Origin of the sequence: Pseudomonas sp. S3E12 (genome assembly GCF_001702295.1) — a bacterium.
In the GTDB taxonomy this organism is placed as follows: domain Bacteria; phylum Pseudomonadota; class Gammaproteobacteria; order Pseudomonadales; family Pseudomonadaceae; genus Aquipseudomonas; species Aquipseudomonas marginalis.
The window spans coordinates 143252-159297 of sequence record NZ_MBDT01000002.1 but is presented as its reverse complement, the minus strand read 5'-3'; the positions used below and the strand labels follow the sequence as shown (position 1 = coordinate 159297).

The 16046-nt window shown below is 61.5% G+C and carries 9 protein-coding genes; 2 read left to right on the top strand and 7 right to left on the bottom strand.

The features are described 5' to 3' along the window. Window positions 1-4 precede the first annotated feature (4 nt). Window positions 5-5809, top strand: coding sequence for an alpha-2-macroglobulin (locus tag BB029_RS00775; RefSeq protein WP_065938053.1), 5805 nt, complete (start codon window positions 5-7; stop codon window positions 5807-5809). Further along, on the top strand, window positions 5790-8087 hold the full coding sequence (gene pbpC / locus BB029_RS00770) for a penicillin-binding protein 1C (protein ID WP_065937919.1): 2298 nt from the start codon (window positions 5790-5792) through the stop codon (window positions 8085-8087). The genes BB029_RS00775 and pbpC overlap by 20 nt, the downstream gene beginning before the upstream one ends. 22 nt (window positions 8088-8109) lie before the next feature. Here the strand turns inward: pbpC and BB029_RS00765 are convergent, their stop codons facing one another. The 7 genes from BB029_RS00765 to atpD all read right to left on the bottom strand — a co-directional run bounded on the left by BB029_RS00765 (window position 8110) and on the right by atpD (window position 16031). Then, window positions 8110-9312: a Fic family protein gene (locus BB029_RS00765; RefSeq protein WP_083236322.1), complete on the bottom strand. Its 1203-nt coding sequence runs from the start codon at window positions 9310-9312 to the stop codon at window positions 8110-8112. 132 nt (window positions 9313-9444) lie between these two features. Continuing rightward, window positions 9445-9807 (bottom strand): hypothetical protein, encoded by a 363-nt coding sequence (locus tag BB029_RS00760; protein WP_065937918.1) that lies wholly within the window; start codon window positions 9805-9807, stop codon window positions 9445-9447. A 58-nt stretch (window positions 9808-9865) separates the two neighbouring features. Next, window positions 9866-11698, bottom strand: a complete 1833-nt coding sequence (gene glmS / locus BB029_RS00755) for a glutamine--fructose-6-phosphate transaminase (isomerizing) (RefSeq protein WP_027608179.1) — start codon at window positions 11696-11698, stop codon at window positions 9866-9868. A 10-nt stretch (window positions 11699-11708) separates the two neighbouring features. Next, the gene (locus BB029_RS00750) at window positions 11709-12476 is read right to left on the bottom strand and encodes a DeoR/GlpR family DNA-binding transcription regulator (protein ID WP_027608178.1); all 768 of its coding nucleotides are present in this window, start codon (window positions 12474-12476) and stop codon (window positions 11709-11711) included. A gap of 227 nt (window positions 12477-12703) precedes the next feature. Further along, window positions 12704-14071 (bottom strand): bifunctional UDP-N-acetylglucosamine diphosphorylase/glucosamine-1-phosphate N-acetyltransferase GlmU, encoded by a 1368-nt coding sequence (gene glmU, locus BB029_RS00745; RefSeq protein WP_065937917.1) that lies wholly within the window; start codon window positions 14069-14071, stop codon window positions 12704-12706. A gap of 122 nt (window positions 14072-14193) precedes the next feature. Further along, window positions 14194-14610, bottom strand: a complete 417-nt coding sequence (locus tag BB029_RS00740) for a F0F1 ATP synthase subunit epsilon (protein ID WP_065937916.1) — start codon at window positions 14608-14610, stop codon at window positions 14194-14196. Between the two features lie 44 nt (window positions 14611-14654). Next, entirely contained in the window at window positions 14655-16031 is a 1377-nt protein-coding gene (atpD, locus tag BB029_RS00735; RefSeq protein WP_003177062.1) for a F0F1 ATP synthase subunit beta, read from the bottom strand. Between the last annotated feature and the right edge of the window lie 15 nt (window positions 16032-16046).

Below are 16046 nucleotides of genomic sequence, written 5' to 3'. Positions count from 1 at the left end.
CACCATGTTCGATTCGCTCAAAGCCATCAGCCGTCGTGTTGTCGGTGTGTTTCTGACTGTGGTGGGGGCCGTTTTCGGCCAATGGCATCCGCCGCTATGGCTGCGCGCCATCGGCCGTGGCCTGGCGAACCTGGGCAACAAAGCCCGTGCGTATCCACGCCAGGCGGGTGCTGGCGTATTGGGCCTGGTGCTGTTGGCGGCCGCTGGCTTCTATGGCTGGCACTGGTACTCCAACCTGCCGCAGCCCCACACCGTGGGCTATTCGCTGCACAAACCCAACCTGACTGACTACACCCAGCAACCGCCGGTTGTGGATAACTTGCAAGTGCGTTTTGCCGAATCGGTGGCCCCGCTGGCCGCCATTGGCAAGCCGGTCACCGAAGGCATCACCCTCAAACCCAATGTGGCCGGGAGCTGGCGTTGGTCCGATGACCGCACGCTGCTGTTCGTACCGGAGAAAGACTGGCCCATCGAAGCGGGTTACACCCTTGATCTGGCCAGGAAAGGTTTGCTGGCCGATGGCGTACTGCTCAGCCAGTACAGCAGCCAGTTCTCCACCCAGCCGTTCCGCGCGACCCTGACACACAACGAGTTGTATCAAGACCCGTCGAACCCGACGCTGAAACAACTGGTGGCGACCTTCCATTTTTCCCACCCGGTCGATGAAGACAGCCTGCGCAAGCGCGTTTCGGTCACCCTCGGCAAAGGCCTGGCCTACCGCGACGCCCAGTTGCACAACCGCCCGGACATCAGCTTCGACGAGACCAGGCTGAACGCCTACGTGCGCTCCGCCGCCCTGGCCACACCGCTGGAAAGCACGCCGGTCAGCGCCAAGTTGGATGAAGGCATCAAGGCCCGCGACGGCGGCAACGCCAGCACCGCGCCGCTGGTGGCGGAAGTCACCGTGCCCGGCCGCTATCGCCTGACCTTTACCGGCGCCGAAGTGAGCTTTGTGGATAACGAACGCGGCGAGCCTGAGCCGGTGTTGATGTTCAGCAGCTCCAGTGCCGTGGCCGATGAGACCATTGCCGGTAAGGTCCAGGCCTGGCTGTTGCCGGAAAAAGCCCAGGACGACACCCGTCCCTATAACAGCAACGACATCGACGATGCCCTGCTGGCCCGCAGTACCAAGGTCACGCTGACCCACGTGCCCAGCGTCGAACCGCTGAACACCCTGCATGCCTTCAAGTTCAAGGCCCCGGCCGGCCGTGCGCTGTATGTGCGTGTGCCCGCCAACCTGGAAGCCATCGGTGGCTACCTGGCGAAAAACCCTACGGCCTCGCTGATCAGCATGCCGGCTTATCCGCGCACCTTGCAGTTCCTCTCCGACGGCGCGTTGCTCAGCCTTAACGGCGAAAAACGCCTGGGTTTCATGGCCCGTGGTGTACCTGGCGCCCATGTGGAAATCGCGCGCTTGCTGCCCAACCAATTGCAGCACCTGGTGGACCAGAGCAGCGGCAGCTTTGCCCGGCCCAATTTCGGCAACGAGTATTTCGACCGCATGGTTGAACGCCAGTCCCTGGATATTGCGCTGTCGTCCTCGGACCCGGCGAAAACCGTGTATGACAACGTCGATCTGAGCCACTACCTCACCGCCAACGGGGGCCGTCGCGGCATTTTCGTGCTCAAGCTCAGCCCTCAGGATGAGCCGGCCGAACGCACCTTCGACTATTCGCGCAGCACCACCTCTGACCTGCGCTTTATCGTGGTCACCGACCTCGGCATCATCGCCAAGCGCTCCAGCGATGGCAGCCATGACGTGTATGTGCAATCCATCGGCAACGGTTCGCCGGTGTCCGACGCCCAGGTCGACATCATTGGCCGCAACGGTCTGCCCGTGAGCAGCGGCCACACCGACGGCGAAGGCCACGTGCATTTCGCCAAGCTGGATGAACTGCGCCGTGAGAAAACGCCGCTGATGTATGTGGTCACTCGCGGCAATGACCAGTCGTTCCTGCCGATCGCCCGTCAGTCCCAGCAGCTGGATTTGTCGCGCTTCGACGTAGGCGGTTTGGAAGAAGACGGCGCGATTGATCGCCTCAGTGCCTACCTGTTCACCGACCGTGGCCTCTACCGTCCTGGCGAGACCGCGCACCTGGGCATGATCGTGCGCAGCGGCAACTGGAAAGGTGCCCTGCAAGGCCTGCCCGTGGAGCTGCAGATCACCGACCCGCGCGGCCTGGAAGTGATTCGCCAGCCGCTGAAGCTGTCCGCCAGCGGTTTTGAAACCTTTGATTTCCCCAGCAGCGAAGTCGCCCCCGCCGGTGACTACACCGCGACCTTGCAGTTGATTGGCCAGAAACAGACCCGCACCGACCTCGGCAGTGTCAGCTTCAAGGTCCGCGATTTCGAACCGGACCGCATGAAGGTCAGCCTGAGCCTGCACGACACCCCGGTACAGGGCTGGATTCCACCGGACCAGGTGGTGGCCAAGGTCACCGCGATGCACCTGTTCGGCGCCCCGGCGGCCGGCCGTCGCGTCACCGCGAAGATGTCCCTGAGCCCGACGCTCGCGGCATTCGAGCGTTACCCCGACTACCGTTTCCGCCTCAACGATTCCCTGGAAGAGGCCAGCACCGAAGACCTGGCCGAAACCACCGTCGACGACAATGGCCAGGCCGTACTCGACCTCAACCTGCAACGCTTCGCCAACAGCACCTATCGCTTGCAAGTGATGACCCAGGTGTTCGAGGCCGAAGGGGGTCGTAACGTGGCGGCGCAAAGTGCCTTGCTGGTGTCGTCCGCACCCTACCTTGTGGGTGTGAAAAGCCAGGACTCGCTGTCGTACGTCGCCAAGGACGCCCCGCGCCAGGTGCACTGGCTGGCCGTCACGCCAGACCTCACCCCGTTGGCGGTGGATGGCTTGACCAGCGAAGTGGTCGAACACCGCTACGTGTCGGTACTGGTGAAACAGTCCAACGGCACCTACAAGTACGAGTCGCGTATCAAGAACATCAGCCAGCCGGCCTCGCCGCTGGTGATGACCAAGGACGGCGCCAGGCAGGCCCTGAACACCGCCACTCCAGGGGATTTCACCCTGCAAGTGAAGGACGCCAACGGCAACCTGCTCAACCAGATCGACTACAGCGTGGCCGGACGCGGGAATACCTCGCGCTCCCTGGAACGCAACGCCGAGCTGCAACTGCGCCTGGATAAACGCAGCTACGCCACCGGCGATGAGATCGCGATCAGCATCCGCGCGCCTTACACCGGTGCGGGCCTGATCACCATCGAGCGGGACAAGGTCTACACCCAGCAGTGGTTCAAGGCCGACAGTACCAACAGCGTGCAACATATCCGCGTGCCTGCAGGGCTTGAGGGCAATGCCTACGTCAACGTGCAGTTTGTGCGCGACATCGGCTCGTCCGAGGTCTACATGAGCCCGCTGTCCTACGGGGTGGTGCCGTTCAGCATCAACCTGGATGCGCGGCGCATGGCGTTGAAGGTCGAGGGCCCGACGAAAATCGAGCCGGGGCAGACGCTGGACATCAAGGTCAACGCCGATCGCCCGGGCCGCGCGGTGGTGTATGCAGTGGACGAAGGCATCCTGCAGGTAGCCCGCTACCAGACGCCGGACCCGCTGGGCTTCTTCTTCCAGAAACGTGCGCTGGAAGTCGGCACCAGTCAGATCCTTGACCTGATCCTGCCGGAATTCAGCCGCCTGCTCAGTGGGGCGGCGCCCGGTGGCGATACGGAAGGCGCCCTGGCCAACCACCTCAACCCGTTCAAGCGTAAACACCAGCCGCCAGTGGCCTGGTGGTCCGGGCTGGTGGACTTGCCCGCCGGTGAAACCGTGCTGCATTACCAGGTGCCGGACAGCTTCAACGGCAAGCTGCACCTGTTCGCGGTGGCTGTGGACGCCGACAGCGTGGGCGTCAGCGAGGCCAATACCGAGGTCCGTGGCCCGATCGTCATCACGCCGAACGTGCCAGCCTTTGTGGCGCCGGGTGATGTGTTCAACGTCAGTGCCGGGGTATTCAGCAACCTCGAGGCGGCGGCGGACGTGAAGTTTGAAGTGCAGATCAGCGACGGCCTGGTGGTGCAGGGCGACAAAGCCAGCACCTTGTCCCTGCAACCGCGCAAGGAGGGCACCGCCGAGTTCAAGATCAAGGTCGGCGAAACCCTCGGTTCGGCGGATTTGCGCTTTGTCGCCGTGTTGCCGGATGGCAAGCGGATCCAGGTGGCGGAAACCACCTCGATCCGTCCCCTGAGTGAGCATCGCGTGGCCCTCAGCCTGGGCCGTTTCGACAGCGCCAGCAAAGAGCTCAAGCCCACCCGTGAACTGTTCAGCCAGTTGCGCGACGTGCAACTGGGTGTGGCCGCCTCGCCGCTGGTATGGGCCAACGGCCTCAAGCATTACCTGGATGACTACGGTTATGCCTGCACCGAGCAACTGGTGTCCAAGGCCATGCCGGCGTTGATCTGGGGCGGCACCGCACCCGAGGCAGAACAGGCCTTCAGCGGAGCGGTGCGTATGTTGCGCCAGCGCCAGAACCAGGCCGGCGGCTTTGGTTTGTGGGCCGCCAACCCGGATGTGGCGCCCTACGCCAGCCTGTACGCCACCGATTTCCTGATCGAAGCCAAGGAGCGCGGGCTGCCGGTGCCGGAAGACCTGCTGGTGCGCGCCAACAGCTATCTGACGGACCTGGCCAACGGCCCGAGCGAAGGCCTGTCGGAATTGCGCAACCGCGCCTACGCCAGTTACCTGTTGAGTCGTCAGGGGATTCTGGTGAGCGGCGCCTTGAGCGATATCCGCGAACGCTACGAAAGCTACTTCAAGGACAGCTGGCAGAACGACTTGGGCGCCGCCTACCTGGCGGCCAGCTACAAACTGCTCAAGCAGGATCGCCAGGCCGACACCGTGTTCCGCAAGATCCCTTGGCGTTCGCTTGTGGATAAGTGGGACAGCGATGGCTTGTACTACGACCCGCTGGTCCACGATGCCGAGCACCTGCATCTGCTCGCTCGCCATTTCCCCGAGTTGCTGGACGATGTTCCTACCGCCCTGCTGGATAAACTCGGCAAGCGCCTCAACGAACAGCGCTACAACTCGCTGTCGGCGGCGCTGTTACTGCGGGCCTTGGACAACTACGGCCAGCGCGCGCAAAGCGATATGACCCTCAAGGCCACTGCCTGGCTGGGCGACAAGCAGCAACAATTGCTGGAAATGGCCGGCCAGCCACCGCGCGCGGCGGTACCGGGCGCCACGCAAAAACTGCTGATGGAAAAATCCGACGGCCCGGCGGCGTTCTACATGCTCAGCGAAGCCGGTTTCGATAAGGGTGCCAAGCTCAAGCCGATCAACAACGGGCTGGAGATCATCCACGAATACCTCGACCTCAAAGGCGAGCCGGTGAGCACAGTGGCGGTGGGCGATGAGTTCCTGGTGCGCTTGCGCCTGCGTGCCACCGACCGTGACCAGGTGCAGCAAGTGGCGGTGGTCGACTTGCTGCCCGGTGGCGTCGAGCCTGTGTATAACTTGCCGCCGGAGCCGGAAGCCGCCAGCAGCGAGGACAGTGAAGGCGAAGCGTCTGAATACGTAGAAGAAAGCGAACAAGAAGCCGATGCCTGGCAAGCGCCCATCGGCGAAACCGAGCTGAGCAACTGGCAGCCGGACTATGTGGATGTGCGTGATGATCGGGTGGTGTTGTACGGCACGGCACTGCGCGACGTAGGCACCTTCGTCTATCGCGTGCGCGCCACCAACGCCGGCACGTTCAATACACCACCGGCCTACGCCGAAGGCATGTACGAAACCACCCTGCAAGGACGCGGCAAAGTAGGCCAGCTTGAAATTACCAAGCCTTAAACGCCTGGCGCCGCTGCTGGCAGCGGCGCTGGTGCTGGCGGGGCTGCGGCTATGGCCCCACGCTCCGCTGGAACAGGCTGTGACGTCGTCACGGGTGGTGCTGGCCGATGACGGTTCGCTGCTGCGCATGACCCTGGCGGATGACGGCCAATACCGCTTATGGCTGCCGCTGGAGCGCATCTCGCCGTCACTGGTGGAGGCCTTGCTGCTCAAGGAAGACCGCAATTTCCATTGGCACCCGGGGATCAATCCCCCGGCGTTGCTGCGCGCGGCCCTGGCCACCTACAGCGGCGGCCAACGCCAGGGCGGCTCGACCTTGAGCATGCAACTGGCACGACGCCTGTGGGATCTCAACACCCGCCAGGTACCCGGCAAATTGCAGCAGATGGCGTTGGCCCTGTGGCTGGAGGCGCGCTACAGCAAGCACGACATCCTCGAGGCGTACCTGAACCTGGCGCCCATGGGCGGCAATATCGAAGGCGCCGAAGCGGCCAGTCGCATCTACTTCGGCAAGGCGGCGGCGCAGTTGTCTTTGTCCGAAGCCTTGGCGCTGGCGGTGATTCCCCAGCAGCCGGGGCGGCGCGCGCGCTTTGGGCCGTCACTGCAAAACGCGCGACTGCGCTTGATGAATGACTGGCGCGAAACGTATCCACAAGACCCGCGTAACGCCAGTTTGCTCGAGCTGCCCCTGGAAGCCCGCAACCGCCAGCAGATCCCGTTTCTGGCGCCGCATCTGAGCGAGCAGCTGTTGGCCTCCCAGCCCGGCAACGAACTCAACAGCACCCTCAACCTGCCCCTGCAGCAACTGCTCGAACGCCTGATCAGCGGCTTTATCGCCGAGCGGCGCAGCACCGGTGTGGAAAATGCCACGGCCATCCTGATCGACAGCCGCGACCAGAGCGTCAAGGCGCTGGTGGGCTCGGCGGATTACTTATCCACAGGCATCCACGGCCAGGTCAACGGCGTATTGTCACGCCGGTCGCCAGGTTCGACCCTCAAGCCGTTTCTCTACGGGCTGGCACTGGATCAAGGGGTGATCCACCCCATGAGTATCCTCAAGGATTTGCCCAGTAACTTCGGCTACTTCCAGCCGGAAAATTTCGACGGCAGTTTTGTCGGGCCTCTGACCGCACGGGATGCATTGATCCGTAGCCGCAATATCCCGGCGGTGTGGCTGGCCAGCCAGGTGAAGTCGCCGTCGTTGTATGGGTTGCTGCAACGCGCCGGGATCAAGGGCCTGCGCGGTGAAAGCCATTACGGCCTGGCCCTGGCCCTCGGTGGCGGTGAGATGACCCCCGAGGAACTGGCGCGGCTGTATCTGATGCTGGCGGGCGACGGCCGTCTGCGGCCGTTGCGCTATCTGCAGGAGCAGCCCCAGGCCACCGGCCCGCAGCTCCTCACCCCGCAGGCGGCCTTTATGGTGCGCGATATGCTGCGTCGTAACCCACGCCCGGATGGCCTGCCCGCGCGGCACTGGCGCACCGCCTGGAAAACCGGCACGTCCTGGGGGTTCCATGATGCATGGAGCGCGGGCCTGGTCGGCCCCTACGTGCTGGTGGTGTGGGTGGGCAACTTCGATGGTCGCCCCAACCCGGCGTTTATCGGTGCCAAAACCGCCGCGCCGCTGTTCTTCCGTATCGCCGACGCCCTGCCCCTGGCCTTGCCCAACGTCGTGATCAAGGCCGACAAACCACCCGCCGGCCTGGTGCGCATCGACGTCTGCGCCGCCTCGGGCGAGTTGCCCAACCGCTGGTGCCCGCAAACCCGCAAGACCTGGTACATCCCCGGCGTGTCACCGATTCGCGTGTCCAACCTGCACCGCCCGGTACTGATCGACACCCGTACCGGCAAAGCCGCGTGCCCGCCGTTCGAGGCGCAATACACCCGCGAGGAAGTCTTCGAATTCTGGCCCAGCGACATCCAACGCCTGTACCGCGCCGCCGGCCTGCCCCGCCGCACACCCCCCAACGTGATGAAAAACTGCCAGCCCAACCGCATCAGCGACCAGAACGAAGCCCCGCAGATTCGCTCGCCGCTGACTCAAGTGAGCTATCAGTTGCGCCTGTCCCAACCCCAGGAAAGCATCCCGCTGAACGCGAATGCGGCCAGCGATGCGGCGACGCTGTACTGGTTTGCTGATCAAACCTTGATCGGCCAGGGCCCGCCGCAAGCCACATTGAACTGGCGGCCGGGCAAGTCGGGGGAGTATCGGCTGCGGGTCAGTGATGATCAGGGGCGCAGTGCGAGCCGGGGGTTGAGGGTGGAGTTTGTGCCGTGATAAGCCGCCTCTGACCCCTGGCTCAGTAAAAGCGCCGATGAAGATCAGGGAATATCATCTGCGCGAACCATACGGGTAGGCCGGGAAAAATCGAGCGTGACTTGGCAGACGGCGCTTCAACTACGCCCAAATCAATTAACTTTTTAAGCTGATCACTTGCTACGCGATCATGCAGCCCAGAAAAGATTTTGAAGTCCGCTCGGGCAATCTCACCTTGAGTTAGCAGGATATGGATGGCCTTGGCCATTTCCGGCTTCACTCCAGCCCCAATGAATCGCTCCTCAAGCCCAATCACTCTCTCAAGCCGCTGACGCAGACTTACCAGGCCCATCGCTTGTTCTACATACTCCATCTGATCAATGCAGACTTGCAGCATGAACTCTACAAATTCGAACAACCCACCTTGAGTCAGCTGACCACGACCGTCGAGATCACCGCGACGCGGCTGATCCGCTGCACGCAAGCGTCCATGGTACTCATCCTGTTTTCGTGCCAGCCCCCGAGAAAGTGACCACAGTGGGGACGCTAGCCCAAGGCGCATCAACTGCAAGTGCGTAATCATGCGCACGACTCGGCCATTGCCATCTTCAAATGGGTGAATAAACGCAAGACGATGGTGATAAGCAAGAGCGCTGAGAATTCGCGACGTCAGATCAGGTTGCCCCCCATATACCTGTTGAAGGCGGGTGAGCATGGGGGCGACGGATTCCCAGGCAGGCGCTGCATGATCACCCACCAAGACATTGCGTTGTGCACTATCACGCAATTGACCCGGCACCATTAGGCGCCCATCACTCAGCCGCAAGTCGTCGTCGCTGGCACCTGTAAAAAGGCGGCGATGAATGACAGAAATGAATTCAGGGGCAAAGAACACGCTCCAAGGCGCGTCAATTGATTTCGGCCGACGTACTGTTCGCTCCAGTAACGCCTGAACGCCGATGTGACTTTCGGCCAGCTCACGCAGTTCTTTGGAGTCGCGCCTGGGTACTCGTGTAGATAACGTAGCAGGCTCGGTGAATTGGCCTTCAATCAGGTTGCTGTAGTAACTATTGGTGATCCGCATCAGGCCGCCGATGCGAATAGCGGTGTTTTCGGGGAGCAAACCCGTGAGTTTTCCGGCACGAAACGATAGCGTCTCTGCCGTACGTAAAATCGACGCAGGGAAACCTGGCGATGGCCAGACAGGTTCCAACCAGTGATTCCCGAAGATGAACTTCTGCGTCATGTTCCTCACCATTTTTCCGATTTTTTTTCGAATCTGTTTTCCTTTAAGGTCCAATAGTAACGGGATAAATCCAAGATTTTATACAACTATCTGCTAAACATTTTTCTGATTTTTTTTCTGATTTTTTTTGGCCTATACAACCAGCTCCACGTAGTTCGACTCCCCGCCTCCCGTCGCCCCCGACAACCAACCCCACACGAAACTCAGCGTGGTACGCCCGGCGGCATCGACACCGATAATGCCCCGCGACCAGCCGGCCAGCAGCTCACCTTCCAGTGTCAGGCATTGATACAGCAGCTCGATAGAGTCTGGGCCTGTGACGCGGCCGACCTGCGTACCCAGGCGAATTCGGCCGCCTTGGTAGGTACCGGAAATGGCATCGCCCTCGACAAGGTAATGAAACACCGTGCCCGCGCCGGAGAGCCCGTGGGTGTTGGTGGCGACGGTGAATCGGCGGTTGTGCAAACGCTCGTGGATTTGCGAGGGGGTATTCATCGAAGGCGCGTCCTTTCGGGTACCTGGAGACCCGGGCGGGCCTCCAGGGTGGAGCGGGTTACTCCACCGTCACCGACTTCGCCAGGTTGCGCGGCTGGTCGACGTCGGTGCCTTTGAGCACGGCGACGTAGTACGACAGCAGTTGCAGCGGGATGGTGTAGAGGATCGGCGACAGGGTGTCGTGGATGTGCGGCATGTTGATGACGTGGGTGCCTTCACCGTTGGTCATGCCGGCTTTTTCGTCGGCGAACACGATCAGTTGGCCGCCACGAGCGCGGACTTCCTGCAGGTTGGACTTGAGCTTCTCCAGCAGTTCGTTGTTCGGCGCGACGGTGACCACCGGCATGTCGTCGTCCACCAGGGCCAACGGGCCGTGCTTGAGCTCACCGGCCGGGTAGGCTTCGGCGTGGATGTACGAAATTTCCTTGAGCTTCAGCGAGCCTTCCATCGCCACCGGGTACTGCGCGCCACGGCCGAGGAACAGGGTGTGGTTCTTGTCGGCGAACAGCTCGGCGACTTTTTCCACGGTACTGTCCATGGCCAAGGCTTCGCCCAGGCGAGTCGGCAGGCGGCGCAGTTCTTCCACCAGGGTGGCTTCGACGCCGGCTGCCAAGGTGCCGCGAACCTGGCCCAGGGACAGGGTCAGCAGCAACAGGCCGACCAACTGGGTAGTGAAGGCTTTGGTGGACGCCACGCCGATTTCGCGACCGGCCTGGGTCAGCAGGGTCAGGTCGGACTCACGCACCAGGGAGCTGATGCTGACGTTGCAGATCGCCAGGCTGGCGAGGAAGCCCAGCTCCTTGGCGTTGCGCAGCGCGGCCAGGGTGTCGGCGGTTTCGCCGGACTGGGAAATGGTCACGAACAGCGTGTCGGGCTGCACCACCACCTTGCGGTAGCGGAACTCACTGGCGACTTCGACCTGGCACGGGATGCCGGCCAGTTCTTCCAGCCAGTAACGAGCAACCATACCGGCGTGGTAGCTGGTGCCACAGGCCACGATCTGCACATTGCGCACTTTGGCGAACAGCTCGGCGGCCTGGGGGCCGAAGGCGTTGACCAGCACTTGCTTGTCGCCAAGGCGGCCTTCCAGGGTGCGCTGCACCACAGCCGGTTGTTCGTGGATTTCCTTGAGCATGAAGTGGCGGAACTCGCCTTTGTCGGCGGCCTCGGCACCGTCGCGGTATTGCACGGCTTCGCGTTCGACGGAATTACCGTTCACGTCCCAGATCGCCACGCTTTCACGGCGAATGTCGGCAATATCGCCCTCCTCCAGGTACATGAAGCGGTCGGTCACCTGGCGCAGGGCCAGTTGGTCGGAGGCGAGGAAGTTCTCGCCCAGGCCCAGGCCGATCACCAGCGGGCTGCCACTGCGGGCGGCAACCACGCGGTCCGGTTGGCTGGCGCTGACCACGGCCAGACCATAGGCGCCGTGCAGTTCCTTGACCGTGGCCTTGAGGGCGGCGGTCAGGTCACTGTGGTCCTTGAGCTTGTGGTTGAGCAGGTGGGCGATGACTTCGGTGTCGGTGTCCGAGGTGAACACGTAGCCCATGCTCTTGAGCTGTTCGCGCAGCACTTCGTGGTTTTCGATGATGCCGTTGTGCACCACGGCCAAGTCACCGGAGAAGTGCGGGTGGGCGTTGCGCTCGCACGGTGCGCCGTGGGTGGCCCAGCGGGTGTGGGCAATCCCCAGGCGACCTACCAGCGGCTCGCCGGCCAACGCCTGCTCCAACTCGCTGACCTTGCCTGGGCGGCGCATGCGCTCAAGCTTGCCGGCGTTGGTGAAGACGGCCACACCCGCGCTGTCGTAGCCGCGGTATTCCAGGCGCTTGAGGCCTTCGAGCAGGATGGCAGTAACGTTACGTTCGGCGACTGCGCCAACAATTCCACACATGGTGCTTCTCCTAGATGATTGCCGCGCATATCAGCGTAATGCCGCGGGCTTGGATCTGGTCGCGGGCCTCAAGCGGCAGGCGATCATCGGTAATAAGGGTATGGACGCTGCTCCAGGGCAGTTCCAGGTTGGGAATCTTGCGGCCGATCTTGTCGGATTCGACCATCACCACCACCTCGCGGGCGACCTCGGCCATCACACGGCTCAGGCCCAGCAATTCGTTAAAAGTGGTGGTACCACGCTGTAGATCGATGCCGTCGGCGCCGATGAACAGTTGATCAAAGTCGTAGGAACGCAACACCTGCTCGGCGACCTGGCCCTGGAACGAGTCCGAATGCGGGTCCCAGGTGCCGCCGGTCATCAACAGCACCGGTTCGTGTTCCAGTTCGCTCAAGGCACTGGCCACGTGCAGGGAGTTGGTCATGACCACCAGGCCGGGCTGGTGGCCCAGTTCCGGGATCATGGCGGCGGTGGTGCTGCCGCTGTCGATGATGATGCGGGCGTGTTCACGCAAACGCATCACCGCAGCACGGGCGATCGCACGTTTGTAGGCCGAGACCGGTTGGGCGGGGTCGCCCACCAGTTCCTGAGGCATGGTGATCGCGCCACCGTAGCGACGCAGCAACAGGCCGTTACTTTCGAGCGCGGCCAAGTCCTTGCGGATAGTGACTTCCGAGGTTTCGAAACGCTTGGCCAATTCGTCCACGCTGACTTCGCCCTGTTCGTTGAGCAAGGTCAGGATGTTGTGGCGTCGTTGGGGTGTATTTCGTTTCGACATGGTGATGATAAGTTTCGTTTCGAAAGATAACGAAGGCAATCAAAACCTATTGGGAAGATATCGTCAAGCGTCGGAAACAGATTTTTCCAACGACGCAGTTCAAATGTGGAAGGGGCTTGCCCCCGATTGCAGTAGATCAGTCGACTAAAACATTGACTGAAAATCCGCCATCGGGGACAAGCCCCCTCCCACATTTGGATAGCATTGCTGATTAGGCTGTGGATAACTCAGCTTTTCTTGATTTTGACCGGGCGTTTCCAGCCGTCGATATTGCGTTGGCGGGCACGGGCTACGGCCAGTTGGGACTTATCCACATCCTGATTGATGGTTGAGCCTGCGGCAGTGTTCGAACCATCACCGATCGTCACAGGTGCAATCAGCGAGTTATTCGAGCCGATGAAGACGTCCTCACCAATAGTGGTCTGGTACTTGTTGGCACCGTCGTAGTTGCAGGTGATTGCGCCAGCGCCGATGTTGCTGCGCGCACCGATCACCGCATCCCCCAGGTAAGCCAGGTGGCCGGCCTTTGCATCGTCGCCCATGCGTGCATTTTTCAGTTCGACAAAATTGCCGACGTGCGCCCTGGCGCCCATCACAGTGCCCGGACGCAACCGCGCAAACGGACCGGCATCGCTGCCCTCGCCCATTACGGCGCCGTCGATATGGCTGTTGGCCTTGATCACCACGCCCTTGCGCAGGGTGCTGTCCTTGATCACGCAGTTCGGGCCAATGACCACGTCGTCTTCGATGATCACGCGGCCTTCGAGGATCACGTTGATGTCGATCAGCACATCGCGGCCCACGGTGACCTCACCGCGTACGTCAAAACGCGCAGGGTCGCGCAGGGTCACGCCCTGGGCCATCAGGCGGCGGCCTTCACGCAGTTGGTAGTGACGCTCGAGCTCTGCAAGCTGCTTGCGATCATTGGCGCCCTGCACTTCCATCGGGTCGTGGGGCTGTTCGGTGGCGACCAGCAGGCCATCACTCACGGCCATCTCGATCACGTCGGTGAGGTAGTACTCGCCCTGAGCGTTGTTGTTGGACAGGCGGCTCATCCAGTCGGCGAGCTTATTGGCAGGGACGGCGAGAATACCGGTGTTGCCTTCGGTGATAGCTCGCTGGGCTTCACTGGCGTCCTTGTGCTCGACGATCGCCGCGACCTTGCCGTCGGCACCGCGCACGATGCGCCCGTAACCGGTGGGGTCATCCAGCTCAACGGTGAGCAGGCCCATCTGCCCCGGCACCACACGCTTGAGCAGACGCAGCAGGGTTTCCACTTCGATCAGCGGCACGTCGCCGTAGAGGATCAGCACGGTGTCGGCGGTAATGAACGGCACAGCTTGCGCGGTGGCGTGGCCAGTGCCCAGTTGTTTGTCCTGCAATACGAAATTCAGGTCATCCGCCGCCAGGCGCTCGCGCACCACATCAGCACCGTGGCCGATCACCACGTGGATACGTTGCGGGTCCAGTTGACGAGCGCTGTGGATAACATGTCCAAGCATGGAATTGCCCGCGACCGGGTGCAGCACCTTCGGCAGGGCCGAACGCATGCGGGTGCCCTGGCCTGCGGCGAGAATGACGATTTCAAGAGACATGAATGGCTACCAATCCTGGGCGGTCCGGCTTCAGACCAAAGATGTGTTTTGCTAAAAAAGAAAAAGGGTAGCCGAGGCTACCCTTTTTAATCAATCGCGCATAAGCATCACGGCGTCGCCGCTTACTTCTTGCGGATCTGCTGGAGCGTGCGCAGCTGGGCTGCAGCCTCGGCCAGACGTACAGCAGCAGCGCCGTAGTCGAAGTCCGCACCCTTTTCGTTCAGGGCCTTCTCGGCAGCCTTGACGGCTTCCTGAGCGGAGGCTTCATCCAGGTCGCCAGCACGTTGCACGGTGTCGGCAAGTACCTTGACCATGTTCGGCTGAACCTCCAGGAAACCACCGGAGATGTAGAACACCTCCTTTTCCCCGCCTTGCTTGGTCAGAGTGATCGGACCTGGCTTCAAGCTGGTGATCAATGGCGCGTGGCCCATGGCAATACCCAGGTCACCGAGTTCGCCGTGTGCAATCACCATTTCTACCAGACCGGAGAAGATTTCCCCTTCCGCGCTGACGATATCGCAATGGACTGTCATAGCCATCTGATTGCCTCAACCTGATGAGCGCCCGTTTCCGGGCGCCTGGATTACAGTTTCTTGGCTTTCTCGATCGCTTCTTCGATGCCGCCGACCATGTAGAACGCTTGTTCTGGCAGGTGGTCGTAGTCACCGTTGAGGATGCCTTTGAAGCCAGCAATGGTGTCTTTCAGGGAAACGTATTTACCCGAAGCACCGGTGAAGACTTCAGCCACGAAGAACGGCTGCGACAAGAAGCGCTGGATCTTACGAGCACGGTTTACCAACTGCTTGTCGGCTTCCGACAGCTCGTCCATACCCAGGATCGCAATGATGTCCTTCAGTTCTTTGTAACGCTGCAGCACGTACTGGACGCCGCGAGCGGTGTCGTAGTGCTCCTGGCCGATCACGTTCGGGTCCAGCTGGCGCGAAGTCGAGTCGAGTGGATCGACCGCTGGGTAGATACCCAGGGAAGCGATGTCACGGGACAGAACGACGGTGGCGTCCAAGTGGGCGAAGGTGGTCGCAGGCGATGGGTCGGTCAAGTCATCCGCAGGTACGTATACCGCTTGGATCGAAGTGATCGAACCTTCCTTGGTCGAAGTGATACGTTCCTGCAGAACGCCCATCTCTTCAGCCAGGGTCGGCTGGTAACCTACTGCGGAAGGCATACGGCCCAGCAGTGCGGATACTTCAGTACCGGCCAGGGTGTAACGGTAGATGTTGTCGACGAACAGCAGAACGTCGTTACCTTCGTCACGGAACTTCTCGGCCATGGTCAGGCCAGTCAGTGCTACGCGCAGACGGTTTCCCGGCGGCTCGTTCATCTGACCGTAGACCAGTGCCACTTTGTCCAGAACGTTGGAGTCCTTCATCTCGTGGTAGAAGTCGTTACCCTCACGAGTACGCTCACCCACACCGGCGAACACGGAATAACCGCTGTGCTCGATGGCGATGTTACGGATCAGTTCCATCATGTTTACGGTCTTGCCTACACCGGCACCACCGAACAGACCGACTTTACCGCCCTTGGCGAACGGGCAAACCAGGTCGATAACCTTGATGCCGGTTTCCAGCAGGTCGTTGCCGCCAGCTTGTTCCGCGAACGAAGGTGCTGGACGGTGAATGCCCCAGCGCTCTTCGGTGTCGATCGGGCCAGCTTCGTCAATCGGGTTGCCCAGTACGTCCATGATCCGGCCCAGGGTCGCTTTACCGACCGGTACGGAGATGGCAGCGCCGGAGTCGATAACGTCCAGACCGCGCTTCAAGCCTTCGGTGGAACCCATCGCAATGGTACGAACTACGCCGTCGCCCAGCTGCTGCTGAACTTCCAGAGTAGTTTCCGCGCCTTGTACTTTCAGCGCGTTGTAGATGCTCGGTACGCTGTCGCGTGGAAATTCCACGTCGATAACGGCGCCGATGATTTGAACGATACGTCCGCTACTCATAGCTGGATCCTCTGA

Coding starts and splice junctions, on each gene's coding strand:
- glmS (WP_027608179.1), bottom strand. CDS start 11,698: ATGTGTGGAATTGTTGGCGCAGTCGCCGAACGTAACGTTACTGCCATC.
- BB029_RS00750 (WP_027608178.1), bottom strand. CDS start 12,476: ATGTCGAAACGAAATACACCCCAACGACGCCACAACATCCTGACCTTG.
- atpD (WP_003177062.1), bottom strand. CDS start 16,031: ATGAGTAGCGGACGTATCGTTCAAATCATCGGCGCCGTTATCGACGTG.
- BB029_RS00760 (WP_065937918.1), bottom strand. CDS start 9,807: ATGAATACCCCCTCGCAAATCCACGAGCGTTTGCACAACCGCCGATTC.
- BB029_RS00740 (WP_065937916.1), bottom strand. CDS start 14,610: ATGGCTATGACAGTCCATTGCGATATCGTCAGCGCGGAAGGGGAAATC.
- BB029_RS00775 (WP_065938053.1), top strand. CDS start 5: ATGTTCGATTCGCTCAAAGCCATCAGCCGTCGTGTTGTCGGTGTGTTT.
- BB029_RS00765 (WP_083236322.1), bottom strand. CDS start 9,312: ATGACGCAGAAGTTCATCTTCGGGAATCACTGGTTGGAACCTGTCTGG.
- glmU (WP_065937917.1), bottom strand. CDS start 14,071: ATGTCTCTTGAAATCGTCATTCTCGCCGCAGGCCAGGGCACCCGCATG.